The 16,564-nt window shown below is 63.7% G+C and carries 14 protein-coding genes; 4 read left to right on the top strand and 10 right to left on the bottom strand.

The window, feature by feature from the left end; genetic code table 11:
* Nucleotides 1-303: 303 nt before the first annotated feature.
* The 3 genes from CSC67_RS21290 to CSC67_RS01610 all read right to left on the bottom strand — a co-directional run bounded on the left by CSC67_RS21290 (nt 304) and on the right by CSC67_RS01610 (nt 2,526).
* Nucleotides 304-471, bottom strand: a complete 168-nt coding sequence (locus CSC67_RS21290; protein WP_167752710.1) for a hypothetical protein — start codon at nt 469-471, stop codon at nt 304-306.
* Between the two features lie 119 nt (nt 472-590).
* Complete coding sequence (locus tag CSC67_RS01605; protein ID WP_135227417.1) at nt 591-1,460, bottom strand: response regulator transcription factor; 870 nt, start codon at nt 1,458-1,460, stop codon at nt 591-593.
* Between the two features lie 160 nt (nt 1,461-1,620).
* A complete protein-coding gene (locus tag CSC67_RS01610; RefSeq protein WP_209304248.1) occupies nt 1,621-2,526 on the bottom strand; it encodes a LysR family transcriptional regulator in 906 nt (301 codons plus the stop codon).
* A gap of 117 nt (nt 2,527-2,643) precedes the next feature.
* Between CSC67_RS01610 and mdlC the strand changes: the two genes are divergently transcribed.
* The 4 genes from mdlC to CSC67_RS01630 all read left to right on the top strand — a co-directional run bounded on the left by mdlC (nt 2,644) and on the right by CSC67_RS01630 (nt 8,268).
* Entirely contained in the window at nt 2,644-4,263 is a 1,620-nt protein-coding gene (gene mdlC / locus CSC67_RS01615) for a benzoylformate decarboxylase (RefSeq protein WP_118992765.1), read from the top strand.
* A gap of 72 nt (nt 4,264-4,335) precedes the next feature.
* Nucleotides 4,336-5,343: a Bug family tripartite tricarboxylate transporter substrate binding protein gene (locus tag CSC67_RS01620; RefSeq protein WP_118992766.1), complete on the top strand. Its 1,008-nt coding sequence runs from the start codon at nt 4,336-4,338 to the stop codon at nt 5,341-5,343.
* A 98-nt stretch (nt 5,344-5,441) separates the two neighbouring features.
* On the top strand, nt 5,442-6,893 hold the full coding sequence (locus CSC67_RS01625; protein ID WP_118992767.1) for an aldehyde dehydrogenase: 1,452 nt from the start codon (nt 5,442-5,444) through the stop codon (nt 6,891-6,893).
* An 88-nt stretch (nt 6,894-6,981) separates the two neighbouring features.
* Nucleotides 6,982-8,268 carry an MFS transporter gene (locus CSC67_RS01630; RefSeq protein WP_118992768.1) on the top strand — a complete coding sequence of 429 codons (1,287 nt, stop codon included), beginning with the start codon at nt 6,982-6,984 and terminating at the stop codon, nt 8,266-8,268.
* 1 nt (nt 8,269) lies between these two features.
* Here CSC67_RS01630 and ilvD (CSC67_RS01635) read toward each other — a convergent pair whose 3' ends face one another.
* The 7 genes from ilvD (CSC67_RS01635) to CSC67_RS01660 all read right to left on the bottom strand — a co-directional run bounded on the left by ilvD (CSC67_RS01635) (nt 8,270) and on the right by CSC67_RS01660 (nt 16,063).
* Complete coding sequence (ilvD, locus tag CSC67_RS01635; RefSeq protein ID WP_118992769.1) at nt 8,270-9,958, bottom strand: dihydroxy-acid dehydratase; 1,689 nt, start codon at nt 9,956-9,958, stop codon at nt 8,270-8,272.
* Between the two features lie 98 nt (nt 9,959-10,056).
* Nucleotides 10,057-10,374, bottom strand: a complete 318-nt coding sequence (locus tag CSC67_RS01640; protein ID WP_245220089.1) for a hypothetical protein — start codon at nt 10,372-10,374, stop codon at nt 10,057-10,059.
* A 43-nt stretch (nt 10,375-10,417) separates the two neighbouring features.
* The gene (locus CSC67_RS01645; RefSeq protein ID WP_209304249.1) at nt 10,418-11,089 is read right to left on the bottom strand and encodes a nucleotidyltransferase domain-containing protein; all 672 of its coding nucleotides are present in this window, start codon (nt 11,087-11,089) and stop codon (nt 10,418-10,420) included.
* 89 nt (nt 11,090-11,178) lie between these two features.
* Entirely contained in the window at nt 11,179-12,063 is an 885-nt protein-coding gene (locus CSC67_RS01650) for an AEC family transporter (RefSeq protein ID WP_118992771.1), read from the bottom strand.
* Nucleotides 12,064-12,087: 24 nt separating this feature from the next.
* Complete coding sequence (ilvD, locus tag CSC67_RS01655) at nt 12,088-13,953, bottom strand: dihydroxy-acid dehydratase (protein ID WP_118992772.1); 1,866 nt, start codon at nt 13,951-13,953, stop codon at nt 12,088-12,090.
* Between the two features lie 227 nt (nt 13,954-14,180).
* Complete coding sequence (locus CSC67_RS21435) at nt 14,181-14,312, bottom strand: putative transporter small subunit (protein ID WP_425337617.1); 132 nt, start codon at nt 14,310-14,312, stop codon at nt 14,181-14,183.
* 17 nt (nt 14,313-14,329) lie between these two features.
* Complete coding sequence (locus CSC67_RS01660; protein ID WP_245220090.1) at nt 14,330-16,063, bottom strand: sodium:solute symporter family protein; 1,734 nt, start codon at nt 16,061-16,063, stop codon at nt 14,330-14,332.
* Nucleotides 16,064-16,564 lie beyond the last annotated feature (501 nt).

Genomic DNA, 16,564 nt, shown 5'->3' on the forward strand with positions numbered 1-16,564 from the left:
CACCCGTATCGGGTGACTTTGTCTTGATCGACGACGGGGGTCGCCGGTTCGGTCTGAGCTTGCACGGTTCTACTCCTGTGAAGGATTTTTGACTGTTGAATATGCGGACATCGACGTGCCCTCCCACTCCTATCTAGATTTTGATATTAGTCTATTTTTTGAGATTTATGTATCGAAACTAATCAGGGTTAGTACCAATGTTCGATTAAATGGTCAGCAATCCGCAGGCCCGCTAAGGCGAAGGAAAGGCGTGAATCGGATGGATGGGAAGGAAGCAGAAATACGGCGTCCGGCCTTCAGCAGTCAACCAAAAAGTTCGATCGCCTTGGTGATGACCGCGTAGACAATTGCCAGAAAGCCGATTCCGAGCAGGACGAGGCCCAGATTCCGATCGCGCAGGCCAAAGCCGACGAAGGCCGCGATCACGCCGAGTACCACCAGCAGCAATAACGTCGAATTATGGAAAAACATGGAAGCCCTCCGTTGAAAGCGCATGCATGGCGCCGCTACAAATCGTAGCAAATGAGCCGCTTTTCTTTTTGACGCGCATCAAACTTCTCACTGGCAGGCGGCATCGCCCCAGCAGCGGCTCATCTGGACGGACGGTTCTTTCTGTAGGCGGTGGGGGTCAGGCCGAAGTAATCGCGAAAGGCGGTGGTGAAGTTCGCGGCGCTCGAGTAGCCGACTTCGGCCGCTATGTCGGTGACGGACAGCCCGGTGCGGACCAGCAGCCGCGACGCCTTTTCCATGCGCTTGCCGCGCACGAACTCGAACAGGCTGGCGCCGGTCTGCGCCTTGATTACCGCCGCCAGCCGATGTTGCGAGACGCCGAGGCTTTTTGCCAGTTCGGCGGCGGAGGGCGGGTGTTCCAGCTCCTCGAGGACGATGCGCCGAATCGCGCTGAACAATACATCGTCATGGTGGTAGGCGCCGCGCCGCGCGGATTTTCTCGCTTCGTATTGCGGGACCGCGGCTTCGCCCGGCTTTGCGTCGCCATGCCCGGCTCCGTCCCCCGCGGTCCTTTCCACCGCCGGCGCCCTGCGGCTCGCCAGCCGCGTGTGGATGTCTATCCGCTCGATGACCTCCGCCGGCTCGAAGGGCTTGGCGATGTAGTCGACCGCGCCCGCGCGCAATCCGGCGAGGCGCATCTCCGGCGAGGCCGATTCCGAGAGGAACAACAGCGGGATGTGTTCCGTCTGTACGTTGGCGGCCAACATCCGCGCCAACGTCAGGCCGTCCATTTTGGGGAGCTGGCTCTCGAGCAGGATGACGTCCGGCAAGACGGCCACGGCGCGTGCGTATCCCATCGACCCATCGTACGCGACGGTGGGTCGGTAGCCTTGTTCCTTCAGCGCTTCGATCAAGGGACGAAGTTGTTGAGGATTGTTGTCGATCAGCAGAATGCGAAGCGCGGGCATCTGAAACAGTAACGAACCAGTAAATCTGATTTCATTCTGCAATCAGGCGCACCGACGCACTTTTGATAAATCGCCTTAAACCTTTGAAATTGCGAAGAATCGACGCTACAGAACGTCAATAAACGCAAAGAAGCATGAAAGATGTAAGGGCAGTGTCAGCTCGGCCTGGGCCAGCATCGCGCCCTATCCCATTGCGCCGCCGTCAGGCCGCCGGCTCCGCGAAAATCTCGACCGCCAGGTCGCGGAACCAGCGGATGGCCGGATCGGATTCGAAACGCTTGCTCCAGTGCAGCGACACCGTGAATTCACGCAAGGGAAACGCGGGTTCGATGATGGCGTAAGGCCCTTCCTGCGCAAAGTTGAGCGCGATGTTGCGCGGCATGACGACGCCCAGGTCGGTGGCCCTGACGATGGCGGGCAGCACCACGAAATGCTCGGTGGTCAATCGAAGCCGGTCCTCCAGGCCGAGCAGATGCAGGATGCGCAGGGTGTCCCGATGCGTGCGCACCGCGACGAACTCCAGCTCGCGCAGGTCCTCCAGCGACACTTCGGTTTTACGATTGCGCAGGAAGGGGTTGCCGCTGCGCAGCAATACGATGTAGCGGTCGTCGAGCAGCTTGACGCGACGGGTGTCGCGAACTTGGGGCAGGAAGCCGAATGCGAAGTCCAGGCGCGCATCGTCCAGGGCGTCGGCGATGTCGGCGGCGGCGACCGGCCGCGTATCGATGCGCACGCCCGGAGCCCGCTCGCGCAGCGCCTGCAACAGGTCGGGCAGGAAACGTCCCTCGCCGATGTCGCTCATATGTATGCGAAAGACCCGCCGCGACCGGCGGGGGTCGAACGACGCGGCTTCGTTCAGCGCCAGTTCGAGCGCGCCCAGCGACTGCCGCACCACGCCGGCCAGCCTGTCCGCCCGCGGGGTGGGACGCACTCCCACCGAATGTCGCACGAAAAGAGGGTCGTTCATCGCCGCGCGCAGCCGGGCCAGGCCCTGGCTGGCGGCGGGCTGGCTGATGTCCAGGGCCTCGGCGGCCCGGCTGACGTTGCGGGTTCTGTAGATAGCGTCGAACAGCCGCAACAGATTGAGGTCGATGTCCTTGATATTCATTTTTCTAATAAGCCATATTATTTTTATCTTATTGGATTATGACCCGCAGGGCCACATAATCAATGAGCGACCGGGCTATGGCCCGGCCACCTGCCACGCTCAGCAAGGAATCAAGACATGTCAGGCCAGCCGTCCTCCCTACGCGCCGCAGCCGCCACCGGCGACTCCCGCCCCACGGTGCGCGACGCCGTACTCGATCTTTTGCGCTCTTTCGGCATGACCACCATTTTCGGCAATCCGGGGTCTACCGAACTGGCGCTCTTCCTGGATTTTCCCGACGATTTCAGCTATCAGCTCGGGCTGCACGAGGCCGTGGTCGTCGGCATGGCCGACGGCTACGCCCAGGCGACGCGCAAGGCGGCCTTCGTCAACCTGCACTCGGCGGCCGGCGTGGGCAATGCCATGGGCGCCATCTTCACCGCCCATAAAAACGCCACGCCCCTGGTCATTTCCGCCGGCCAGCAGGCCCGCTCCATTCTGCCGTACGACCCCTTCCTGTCCTCATCCGATCCCACTCACCTGGCCATGCCCTACGTCAAATACAGCGTGGAGCCGGCCCGGGCCGAGGACGTGCCCCAGGCGATTGCGCGCGCCTACTATATGGCGACGCAAGCGCCCTGCGGCCCGGTGCTGGTGTCGATTCCGTCCGACGACTGGAACCGGCGCTGCGACTATCTGCGGCCGCGCACGGTCAGCACCGCCGCCGCGCCCCAGGCCGACATCCTGGCCCAGGTGGCCGACATGCTCGACCGCTGCGAGCGGCCCGCCTTCGTCGTCGGCACGGGCGTGGACCGCGACGGCGCCTGGGATGAAACCCTGCAGCTGGCCGAGAAGCACAACGCGCGCGTCTGGATCGCCCCCATGTCGGCGCGTTGCGGCTTTCCCGGCGACCATCCCCTGTTCGCGGGCTACCTGGCCGCCGAACGCGCAAAAATCGTCGGCGCGCTGGGGGGACACGACGCCATACTCGTTCTGGGCGCGCCGGCCTTTACCTATCACATCGAAGGCGAGGGCCCCCATCTGCCGGCGGGCGCCAGGCTGGCGCAAATCATCGACGACCCCGCCATCGCCGCCTGGGCGCCCGAAGGCACGGCTCTGGTATGCGGAGTGCGGGCCGGCGTTTCCGCGCTGCTGCGGGCCACCACCCCGCCGAAGCGGCCGGCGCCCCCCCTCCGGCAAAAAGCCCCGCGCGCCGAACCCTCCACGCCCATGTCGGTGGCCTATCTGCTGCAAACGCTGGACGAAGTGCGCGCGCCCGACACCGTCATCGTCGAAGAGGCCCCCAGCGCCCGGCCGGTGATGCACCGCTACATGCCCATCTACCGCAGCGAGACCTTCTACACCATGGCCAGCGGCGGGCTGGGCTACGGCCTGCCGGCCTCGGTCGGCGTGGCCCTGGGCATGCCCGGAAAACGCATCATCGGCCTGGTCGGAGACGGCTCCAGCATGTATTCCATCCAGGCGCTCTGGAACGCCGTACAGCTTCAACTGCCCATCACCTTCATCATCATCAACAACCAGCGCTATGCCGCGCTGCAGGAGTTCGCCCATACCTTCGGCTTCAAGCCGGGCGACCACCTGCAGGGCTCCGAGCTGCCGGGGCTGGACTTCATCGCCCTGGCCAAAGGGCACGGCTGCGAGGCCCTGCGCGTAGAAGACCCGGCCCAGCTGGCCGGCACCCTGAAGTCGGCGCTGCAGTCCAAAGGACCCATTCTGGTCGAAGTACGGGTCGCCTGAGACGACCAGCGGCCTGAAGCACCAGGGCCGCATTCCGGATAAACCGCAGCACATAACCACACGGAGACAAACATGAAAACAGCTCATTCCCCACGCAGGCGCCTTCTGCTCGGCCGCGGCATGGCGCTGGCCGCCGCGGCCACGGCCGTCCTTGCCCTGATGCCGGCCCCGGCGCCGGCGCAGCAATGGCCCAGCAAACCCGTCACCGTCATCGTCAACTTCCCGCCCGGCGGCGCGGCCGACAAGATCGCGCGGGCCATCACCGAGCCGCTCAGAGAAGCCCTGGGGCAGCCCTTCGTGGTTGAGAACAAGGCCGGTGCGGGCGGCAATATCGGCGGCGATGCGGCGGCCAAGGCCGCGCCGGACGGCTATACCTTCCTGATGTCCTCCGGCGGCATGGTCTCGATCAACCCGCTCATCTACGACAACATGACGTTCGACCCCATGAAGGACCTGGTGCCGGTGGCCGCGGCAGCGCGCGTGATCGTATACCTCGAGACCACGCCTGAAGTCCCCGCCGACAATGTGCAGGAGTTCATCGACCATCTCAAGAAGAACCCGGGCAAGCTCGACTACAGTTCACCGGGCAACGGCTCCTCACCGCACCTGGCGGGCGAGCTCTTCAAAGAGAAAGCGGGCGTCGATGCGGTGCACATTCCCTATCGGGGCGCGGCGCCGGCCATGCGCGACCTGCTGGGCGGACAGGTCGATTTCATGTTCGACCCGGGCATCGGCCTGGCCAACGTCGAAGCCGGCAAGCTCAAGCTGCTGGCCATAGGCAGCATGCATCGCTCCACCCGCTTTCCAGACGTACCCACGCTGCACGAGGCCGGGCTGACCGATTTCGACGCGGACACTTACTTCGGCTTCTATGCGCCGGCCGGCACACCGCCCGAAATCATCGAAAAAATGAACACCGAGATCAACAAGATCGTTCGCTCCGATGCCTTCAAGGAAACGCTTGCCGTCATGGGTTCCGAACCGGCCCCCATGACGCCGGACGAGTTCGGCCAGAAGGCGGTCGACGACGCCGAGCGCTTCGGCAAATTGATACGCGAACGCCACATCATGGGCGGCTGACCCTCCAGGGCCCGTGCGGCCGTCCTTTTAGCGTCAACAGGTCCTAGGCCGCCATGGGTTATGCTCTTCAATAAACCATAAATTCCCTGGAGGAAAACATGTCATCGATCTCCCTGCTCATCAACGGCCAGCAAAGGGCGGCAAGCAACGGCGCCACCTTCGAGCGCCGCAATCCGCTCGACGGCAAGGTGGCCACCACAGCGCCGGCCGCCACGGTCGATGACGCAGTCGCGGCCGTCGAGGCAGCATCCAAGGCGTTTCCCGCCTGGGCGGCCATGGGTCCGACCGAGCGCCGCGCGCTGCTCATCAAGGCAGGCCAGGCCCTCAAGGCCAAAGAAGCAGCCTTCATCGAAGCCGTGGCGCATGAAACCGGCGCCTCGGCGATGTGGGCCGCATTCAATGTGCAACTGGCCGCCAACATGCTGGTCGAAGCCGGCTCCCTCACCACCCAGATACACGGCGAAGTCATTCCCTCCGACGTGCCCGGCAGCCTCGCCATGGGCGTGCGCCAGCCGGCCGGCGTCGTGCTGGGCATGGCGCCCTGGAACGCACCCGTCATCCTGGGCGTGCGCGCCGTCGCCACCCCTCTGGCCTGCGGCAACACCGTCATTCTCAAGGGATCCGAAATCTGCCCGGCCACCCACGGCCTCATCATCGAAGCGCTGAGCGAGGCCGGCTTCCCCGAGGGTGTGGTCAACTTCATTACCAACGCGCCCGCCGACGCCGGTGAAATCGTCGAAGCCATCATCGCCCATCCCGCCGTGCGCCGCGTCAACTTCACGGGCTCGACCCGGGTCGGCAAGATCATCGCCGCCACCTGCGCCAAGTATCTCAAGCCTTCGGTGCTCGAGCTGGGCGGCAAGGCGCCGCTCGTCGTTCTCGACGACGCCGACCTCGATGACGCGGTCAATGCGGCGGCGTTCGGCGCTTTCGCCAACTCCGGGCAAATCTGCATGTCGACCGAGCGCATCATCGTCGATCAAAAAGTGGCCGACGACTTCGTCGCCCGCCTGACCGAAAAGGCCAAGAGCCTGCCCCTGGGCGACCCTCGCGAAGGCCCGGTCGTGCTGGGTTCGGTGGTCGACATGGCCACGGTCGAACGCTGCAACGCCCTCATCGACGACGCGCTGGCCAAGGGCGGCAAGCTGCTTTGCGGCGGCAAGGCCGACAACACGCTGATCCCCGCCACGCTGATCGACCACGTCACCTCCGACATGAAGATCTACAGCGACGAATCCTTCGGTCCGGTCAAGGGCATTGTGCGCGTCGACGGCGCCGAAGAAGCCATCGCCGTCGCCAACGACAACGACTATGGCCTGTCGGCCGCGGTGTTCGGCAAGGACGCCGCGCGCGCCTGGCAGGTGGCGGCCCGCATCCAGTCTGGAATCTGCCACGTCAACGGGCCCACCGTCCACGACGAGGCGCAAATGCCGTTCGGCGGAGTCAAGGGCAGCGGCTTCGGCCGCTTCGGCGGCAAGGCCGGCATCCACGAGTTCACCGAACTGCGCTGGATCTCCGTCCAGACCGCGCCCCGCCACTATCCCTTCTAAACCTTTTCAATACGGTCGGCCGGCTGCGGCCGCGGGAAGCCCCTGGAGGCGCTCCGCGGCCGCGGAAGGCCGCTAACCTGGTCCCGCCGTGGCACGCGAAGCGCCTTCTCAGACTCGCCCCTCTGCGCCCGATTCGCGGCAGGCCGTCGTGCGCCTGCTCGTCACCCTGGCGCTCATGACCATAGGCACGGCCGGCATGTACATCATGGCCGTCGTGCTGCCGGCGGTACAGGCCGATTTCGGCTCGGCGCGGGGAGTCGCATCGCTGCCCTACACCATCATGATGGTGGGCTTCGGGCTGGGCGGCATACTCATGGGCCATCTCTCCGACCGCTACGGCGTCACCGTGCCTTTGCTGGTCGGCGCCGTGGGCCTGGGGTCGGGCTATATCCTCTCGGCGCTGGCGAGCAATATCTGGGTCTTCATCGCCATCCACGGCGTGCTGCTGGGGACGCTCGGCGGCTCGAGCGCCTTCGCTCCCCTGGTGGCGGACACTTCGCTGTGGTTCGTGCGCTACCGCGGGCTGGCGGTTGCCGTGGCGGCCAGCGGCAACTACCTGAGCGGCACCATCGCTCCACCCGTCGTCCAGCACTTCATACTCGAAGCGGGCTGGCGCCAGACTTATATTTACCTGGGCCTGTTCTGCCTGGTCACCATGGCCGGGCTGGCCATGCTGATGCGGGCGCCGCCGCCCACCGGCCACAGCAATGTGCCGCAAGGCAAGAACCGTCCGCGTCATCTGGCGCGCGCCGCCGCGGCAAGCGACCGCCCCTTCGGCATGTCGCCGGGGCGCGCTCAGCTCCTGCTCAGCATCGCGGGGGTCGCCTGTTGCGTGGCCATGGCCATGCCCCAGGTGCACATCGTCGCCTACTGCATCGACCTGGGCTTCAGCCCCGCGCGGGGCGCCGAGATGCTTTCGCTGATGCTGGCATGCGGCATCGCCAGCCGGCTGTTCTTCGGTGCGGTGTGCGACCGCATCGGCGGCCTGCGCACGCTGCTGCTGACATCATTCCTGCAGATGATCGCCCTGTTCATGTTTCTGCCGACCAAGGGGCTGGTTTCGCTGTATATCGTCTCGGCCCTGTTCGGGCTGTTCCAGGGCGGCATCGTGCCCACCTACGCCATCATCGTGCGCGAGTATTTTTCACCGCGCGAAGCGGGAGCGCGCGTGGGCACCGTCATCATGGCCACCATGCTGGGCATGGCCCTGGGGGGCTGGCTGCCGGGCAAGGTCTACGACACCAGCCATTCCTATTTTCTGGCCTTCGTCTTCTGCATCGGCTGGAACCTGCTCAACCTGGCCATCGTGGGCTTTCTGCTGTATCGCAGCCGGCCCACGGGCCCGACGGCCGGCGCGCCGGCGCGGGCGGCTTGAGTCAGAACTCGTCGAGCACCGCGCCGGTGCTGGCGCTGGAACAATTGAAGGCGAACTTGGCCTGCACGCCGCGGGTGTACCGCGGCTGGGGCGGCGTCCAGCCCTCGCGGCGGCGGGCCAGCTCGCCGTCGGACACATTGAGCTGCAGCACTTGCTTGTGCGCGTCGATGGTGATGGAGTCGCCCTCTTCGACCAGGGCGATGCAGCCGCCCACCGCCGCTTCGGGCGCCACATGGCCCACCACCATGCCCCAGGTTCCGCCCGAGAAGCGGCCGTCGGTGATCAGGCCCACGGAATCGCCCAGCCCGGCGCCGATCAGGGCGCTGGTGGGCGCCAGCATTTCGGGCATGCCCGGCCCGCCCTTGGGGCCGAGATAACGCAGCACCATGACGTCGCCCGCCTTGATGCGTCCCTGGAGAATGGCGGCCAGCGCCGACTGCTCGTCGTTGAAGACCCGCGCGGGGCCGGTCATGACCGGCGTTTTCAGGCCGGTGATCTTGGCCACGCAGCCCTCGGTGGAAAGATTGCCCTTGAGTATGGCCAGGTGTCCCTGGGCATAAAGGGCCTTGTCCAGGCTGCGGATGACGTCCTGGTCCGCGTAGGGCGTGTCGGGCAGGCCTTCGAGCTGCTGGGCCACGGTCTGTCCCGTTATCGTCATGCAGTCGCCATGCAGCAGGCCCGCATCGAGCAGCAGCTTCATTACCATGGGCACGCCGCCCGCCCGATGGAAGTCCACCGCCAGGTAGCGGCCGCTGGGCTTGAGGTCGCACAGCACCGGCACTTTCTTGCGCACCCGCTCGAAATCGTCGATGGTCCATCGCACACCCGCCGCGTGGGCGATGGCCAGGAAGTGCAGCACCGCGTTGGTGGACCCGCCTATCGCCATGATGACGCTGACCGCGTTCTCGATGGACTCGCGTGTGACGATGTCGCGCGCCTTGAGATCGTTCTTTATGGCCTGCAGCAGCACCCGCGCCGACTCGGCGGCGGACTCGGCTTTTTCGTCGTGCACATTGGCCATGGTGGATGAGTAAGGCAGGCTCATGCCCATTGCCTCGAAGGCCGAGCTCATGGTGTTGGCGGTGTACATGCCGCCGCACGAGCCGGGGCCGGGTATGGCGTGCAGCTCGATGCGCTTGAGTTCTTTGTCGCTGAGCCGGCCCGCGGCGTTCTCGCCCACCGCCTCGAACACACTGACGATGTTCAGGTCTTTGCCGTCCAGCCGGCCCGGCAGAATGGTGCCGCCGTATACATAGATGCCCGGCACGTTGGCGCGCAGCATGCCCATCATGCCGCCGGGCATGTTCTTGTCGCAGCCGCCTATCACCAGAACCCCGTCCATCCACTGGCCCTGCACACAGGTTTCGACGCAGTCGGCGATGACCTCGCGCGATACGAGCGAATACTTCATGCCCTCGGTGCCCATGGCCATGCCGTCGGAGATGGTGGGCGTGCCGAACAGCTGGGCGTTGCCGCCGCCCGCCGCGATGGCCGCTATGGCCGCGTCCGCCAGCTTTTGCAGGCCGCTGTTGCAAGGCGTGATGGTGCTGTGCCCGTTCGCCACGCCCACCATGGGTTTTGAAAAGTCTTCTTCGGTGTAGCCCAGGGCATAGTACATGGACCGGTTGGGCGCCCGCTCGGCCCCCTGGGTGATATGGGCCGAACGCAAGCGGCGCTTTTCTTCGGGCATGGCGGTCTCCTGGCTCAAAAGGCCAGTGTGTCACCAGCGCGGACGGAGCGCAAGGATGACGATGGCGCTGTGCCCAGCCTGATTGCTCTCCACGTCTTCTATCGCAACGACAACAACATATCGACTTTGTCTACGACAGTGCGAGTCGCAGCCAGTAAATCAATGACAATACGTTCGTCGATATTCAAGTCACCTTCGTACTCGCTCAGATTGCGGATGCCGTGGCATTTTGCTAGGACGCGCCAAACGTCCGGACCCAGACCCAGCGTATCCGGCAGTAATTGGAAAACGACATATCGATTGCTCGGGCGATAGCCATGCCAGCGCAACGCTGCAAGACAGAGTGCGTGCACCGCGTTGTAGGCTAGATCGAACCGACTCTCTATTGAGAGGGTAGTGTTCAGCGCGTCACGCATTCGGGCATGTCCCGAACGAATCAAACCTTCTAGCTCCCTATGGTCAGGAGGCTCGACCCGTAAAGGCTTCCCCGGGCCGCATAGGTTCACGAATGCCGAGGACATCATTCCCTCCTATGAGCCAGATTTTAGGCTGCTTTATCACACGGGACAAAAACGATTCTTGCCGAACATGGCGTCTTTCGAATTCTTCTAGAGACCAAATCGTGGGGTTTACCGGACGGCCAAGGCGAATGCTTACCTCCTCGAGCGCCAAAAATAATTCACCATAGCTGACTTCATTGCTGATCAGCATCAAGTCTATATCACTGGCGACGGTATCAGTCCTTTTTGCGATAGAGCCGTAGATAAAAGCAGCCAGGATAAGAGGCGCAAAAGGCTCAAGCGCCTCTTTCAATGGGTCTGCCAAGCCGACAGTTTTTTGTATGATCGCACGTAGTTCGCCGAAAATAGGCGAATCGAGATTGGCTTGATAATGTTTTTGATTGCCCACAGTCTTGACAGTGGCCAGCCCGCTATCGGTCAGCGTGGCAAGTTCGCGTTGCACCGCCCCCGAACCGCTGGCTGCCAGACCGATTAACTCATTCGCATAGAAACTGCGTTCCGGCTGGCCGTAAAGAATCGCCAGCACCCGTTGCTTGGTGCCAGAAAAGAGAGCATCCGCGAGGCTCTTAGGCCGCACCGTGTTTTTCTTACCCATAATAGGTTTGATCATACCTTATTTGGGTACAACCCACCGTTCTAAGAAAGTAAAAAACGTACTTGCATCCTCCATTGCTGCGACCGGCCCAAGCCCGATGTCGCCTACCACCACACCAGCGTGACCCACACCACCAACGGTATCGTCACAAGCGACATCACGTTGCCCAACAGCACCACGCTGGCGACGATGCGCGGGTCGGCGCGATACTGTTCGCACAACAGGTAATTCAGCACAGCGGGCGGCAGCATGGCCGACAGCACCACCAGGCGAGACCATTCGGGCGTCAGCGGCAACATCCACAACACAATCGGCAAGGTCAGCAGACCGGCAAGCAGGTAAAGTGCGTTGATGCGCAGCGCCAGGCCCAATTGGTCGATGCGGTCCTGCGCAAGCCGCACGCCCAGCGAGAACAGCATCAGGGGAATGGCTATCTGGCCCAGCATTTCGACGAGGGTCGCGACAAAGGGCGGAAAGTTATGGCGATACGGCGCAAGGAGCACGCCCGATACGGCGGCCCAGATGTTCGGATTGCGCAGCCACATCCAGCGGCTGCTGCTGCGCGACAACAGGATCAGGCCGAGCGAAAAATGCATCAGGTTCGACAGCACGAACAACACCACGATGTCGCCCATCAGATGCCTGCCGTACGCCAGCATCATCAACGGGATGCCGACGTTGCCGGTATTGCGGAACATCCCTGTCACCAGGAACGCTCTTCGGGCCACGCCTCGCTGCGGCATCAAAGCCAGCAGCACGCCCGGCACGATGATGATCAGGACTCCGGCGGCCACCAGCGGCCAGCTGTGCACCAGGTCGACCGGATTGTCCAGCAGGGCGGAAAACACCAGCGCCGGACAGAACACCATCACATTGGCGTGATTGATGAAATCCATGTCCGGCCGGCGCGCCTGACGCCTGCCGAACAAGAAGCCCAGGACGGCGACGGCCGCCACGGGTAAGACAATGTTCAGCAGTGTCAGGGGCATGCGCCGGCTATTGCGGCCCTAGGCCTATCGATTGCGCAGTTGGCTGACGTCGCGCACCGCGCCTCGGTCGGCCGAGGTGGCTAGGGCGGCGTAGGCCTGCAGGGCCTGGGACACATAACGCTCGCGATCGACCGGCTGCCAGGCCTTGTCGCCGCGCGCCTCCATGGCGGCGCGCCGTTCGGCAAGCTCTTGTTCGCTGATGGCCAGGTGGATGCGGCGGTTGGGGATGTCGATCTCGATGGTGTCGCCGTCGTTGACCAGGCCGATGTTGCCGCCCTCCGCCGCCTCGGGCGAAGCATGGCCGATGACCAGGCCGGACGAGCCGCCCGAGAAACGGCCGTCGGTGAGCAGCGCCGAGCTGGCGCCCAGCCCCATGGACTTGAGATAAGAGGTGGGATAGAGCATTTCCTGCATGCCCGGGCCGCCCTTGGGACCTTCGTAGCGGATGATGACCACGTGCCCGGCTTTGACCTCGCCGCCCAGAATGCCCTCGACCGCCGATTCCTGGCTTTCGTAGACACGCGCCGTGCCGGTGAAGGTGAGTATGCTTTCGTCCACGCCCGCCGTCTTGACGATGCAGCCGTTGGGCGCCAGGTTGCCGTACAGCACGGCCAGGCCGCCGTCCTGGGAATAGGCATGCTCGCGCGAGCGCACGCAGCCGCCTTCGCGGTCGACATCCAGGGTGTCGTAGTAGCGGTCCTGGCTGAAGGCCACCTGGGTGGGCACGCCGCCAGGGGCGGCGCGGTAGAAGTCCAGCACTTCTTCGGCAGCGTGGCCGCTGTTCACGTCCCAGCGGTCGATGGCCTGGCGCAGCGTGCCGCTGTGCACATTGCCGACGTCCAGGTTGAGCAGGCCGGCACGGGCCAGTTCGCCCAGGATGCCGAAGATGCCGCCGGCGCGGTGGACGTCTTCCATATGGTATTTGTCGGTGGCGGGCGCCACCTTGCTCAGGCAGGGCACGCGGCGCGAAATGCGGTCGATGTCCGACATGGTGAAGTCGACGCCGGCCTCTTGGGCGGCGGCGAGCAGGTGCAGCACGGTGTTGGTCGAGCCGCCCATGGCGACGTCCAGGGCCATGGCGTTTTCAAACGCCTGCACGGTGGCGATGTTGCGCGGCAGAACCGAGGCATCGTCCTGCTCGTAATAGCGCTTGCACAGATCGACGACCAGCCTGCCGGCGTTCTCGAACAGCGACTGGCGGCGCGCATGCGTGGCCAGCAGCGAGCCGTTGCCCGGCAGTGCCAGGCCCAGGGCTTCGGTCAGGCAATTCATGGAGTTGGCGGTGAACATGCCGGAACATGAGCCGCAAGTGGGACAGGCGCTGCGCTCGATGGTCTGTACTTCGGCGTCGCTGACCTGGGTGTCGGCCGCCTTGACCATGGCGTCGACCAGATCGAGTTTCATCAGCACTTTCTTGGTGCCGGTGTCGATGACCTTGCCGGCCTCCATGGGGCCGCCCGAAACGAACACCACCGGGATGTTCAGGCGCATGGCGGCCATCAGCATTCCCGGCGTGATCTTGTCGCAGTTCGAGATGCACACCATGGCGTCGGCGCAATGCGCGTTGACCATGTATTCGACGGAATCGGCGATGAGCTCGCGCGAAGGCAGGGAATACAGCATGCCGCCATGTCCCATGGCAATGCCGTCGTCGACCGCGATGGTGTTGAACTCTTTGGCGACCCCGCCCGCCGCTTCGATCTGGCGCGCCACGAGCTGGCCCAGATCCTTCAGGTGCACATGCCCGGGCACGAACTGGGTGAAGGAATTGACGACGGCGATGATGGGCTTGTTGAAGTCGTCGTCTTTCATGCCGGTGGCGCGCCAAAGCGCGCGCGCGCCGGCCATGTTGCGGCCATGGGTCGAAGTGCGGGAACGATATTGCGGCATCTGGAGCCTCTAGAGCGAATTGCAGGTTGCCGTTGCGGGTACGGACACTGGGCCGGCCCCCGGCGATTGCCGACGGCCGGCCCAGCGCTCATATCCGTAACAAAATGGAATAGAACAAGTTTACCAAGTAATCAGGGCCAGCCTGGCCATGCGGCCCAGGGAGTGCACATCCGGGCGCCCGGACGGCGGAACGCCGCCGCCTCGCCTCCGCGCCAAGCCGCCGCCGATCAGATCATTTCGTCGCCGTTGCGGCGCGCCCTGCGCACGTCGCGGATCAGGGCCACGACCAGCATCGCCAGGATGGCTGCCGAGATGACCGGCCATATCAATATGTAGGCGCTGAGCCCCAATGCATTCATGCTTCTTCTCCTTCAGTTCAGAGGGTCTGGGACGACACTTTTTCGGAAGCGGCGCGGACGGCGTCTTTTTGCCGCAGCGCCTTGCCTGCGGCCCGCGGGGCCGGGACAGCTTCGGCGGCATCGTGCTGGAACGCCACTACTCGTTCGTTGAGCAGGCCGAAATCGAAACGCTCGCTGGATCTCAGGCTGACCGCCACGCAGACGATGGCGCTGACGCCATACGCCGTGAGCGAACTGAGCAGCACCACATAATCGCGCAGGAAGCCGATGCTGAAGGGCGCCAGCACCGCCATGGCGAGCGCTCCCAGCACCAGGCCCGCCGTCTTGCCGAAGAAACCGAAAGCCATCAGGCCGATCACGACGCCGCCGCCCACCGAGGCGAGCAGTTCGAACAGCACGGCCGGCGCGCCCTGCAATGGAATCAGTTCGAACCTTACCAGGGTGAACAGGGCCACGGCGCTGACGACCGCGCTGGTGAAAGCCCTGTTGGTGATGCGGTCCCAATAGAAGCTCATGATGACCGGGAAGACGATGGCGCCCCACAACGCCCCCACGAAGACCAGCATTACCAGGATGTCCATGCGCAGGCTGGCGAAGATCACGCCCACCATGGTCGCGACCACCATGGTCATGCGGCCCCAGAACAGCATGCGGGCGGGATCGGGCCGGCCCTTGGCCAGGTTCTTGCCGTAAATGTCGGTCATCACGATCGCCGACAGGGCCGACAGGTCCGAGTCCGCCGTCGACGACAGCGAGCCCACGACGAGAATGAAGAACAGGCCGATGGCGAACGGCGGCAGATAGGCCGAGGCCATCTGGGGAATGATGTTGTTGAGGTTGCCGTTGGCCGGCTCCAGCCCGATGAACAAGGCGAGCAGCCCCAGCATGCCCAGACCGATGACGATGGCGCCGTAGCCTATCGTGGCCGAGATGAAGGTGGGCTTGATCAGGTCTTCGCGCACCGCGAACAGCCGCTGCGCGATGGTCTGGTTGCCTATGGCATAGGCCAGCACGGCGACGAAATAGGGGGCGCCCTGCCTCAGGAAGGCCTCGGAGGAAAAGAAGTCGGCCTGCTGTTCGGTCAGCGCCGACATATTGGCCGCCAGCATCTCGGTGCCCCCGACGTTGAAGAAGATGATGGGAATGATCACCACGGCCGACACGATCATGGCCGCGAGCTGGGCGAAATCGGTCATGACCGAGGCGCGGAAACCCGACCATATGGTGTACGAAAGCACGCCTGCCGCCGCGATCAGCACGCCCTGCACAAAGCTCAGGGGGCTCAGTATCGACACCAGCGCCCCGGCGGCGGTGAAGTTGACCATGAGGCTGATGCAGCTTCCCACCAGGTTCGACACCGCCATGATCAACTGGCTCGACCTGCCATGCCGCGCATGCATGACTTCAGCCAGGGTATGCGCCTTGGGCGCGAGCTGACGGAAGCGGCGACCGAAGGGATAGATGAACAGAATCATCAAAGCGCCCCACAGGCCGTAGTGGATGGGCCCCGAAACGCCGTAGCGGTAGCCGGCGCTGGCACTGGCGTAGAAGGAAGCCGCCCATATCCAGGTGGCGATCATGCTCGCTGCGGACAGGCCGAAGCCGATGGCGTTGTTGGAGACCATGTATCCGTCGACATTCTCGTTTTTCTGCCTGATCGTCAGCGACATCAGAAAGGTAATCGCATAAAAGCCGACCAGCAGCAATACGGCGGTCAGCCCGGATAACTGAAACAACTCTGTGTCCTGCATGGAACAAGATCCTTATGATTGATTTTCTATGGACGACACAACGCAAAGGGCCGGCATGCCGGCGCCGCAGCATTCGAAAGGCTCGTTGTAGGCGGCCATAACCAAGGGCGCGCGACGCGGAATCAACCGCGATGGCAGCGCGAACCCTGCGATATTGGGTACGTGTGGCGTACCTCGACCGTACGTGGATTCGTACGTTTATGCGGTTCGAAGAACCGTTGAATCGGCCGGCGGCCGAGCCACCGCATGGTGGCAGTTGGAGGGGCCCGAAGTAAAAATCGCGAAAATAGGCCCATAAAGAAGGCAGATGAGCGACAAAGCCGCAAAACGCCTCCAAGCCGAAAGTATAGACCAGCGTCAGGCGTTATGTCTACTTAATAAGCGTGTACGCTTCGTTTATATCGGGTGTGTACGTGCGAATCACGCAGGCGGCCCAAGCTAAACTATACTAAGACGCCAGCCACTCTTCGCCTCTGCATGAGACGATCTTCCGTTCCTCTC

It is taken from the genome of Pusillimonas caeni, from assembly GCF_003545815.1.
Lineage (GTDB): Bacteria > Pseudomonadota > Gammaproteobacteria > Burkholderiales > Burkholderiaceae_B > Pusillimonas > Pusillimonas caeni.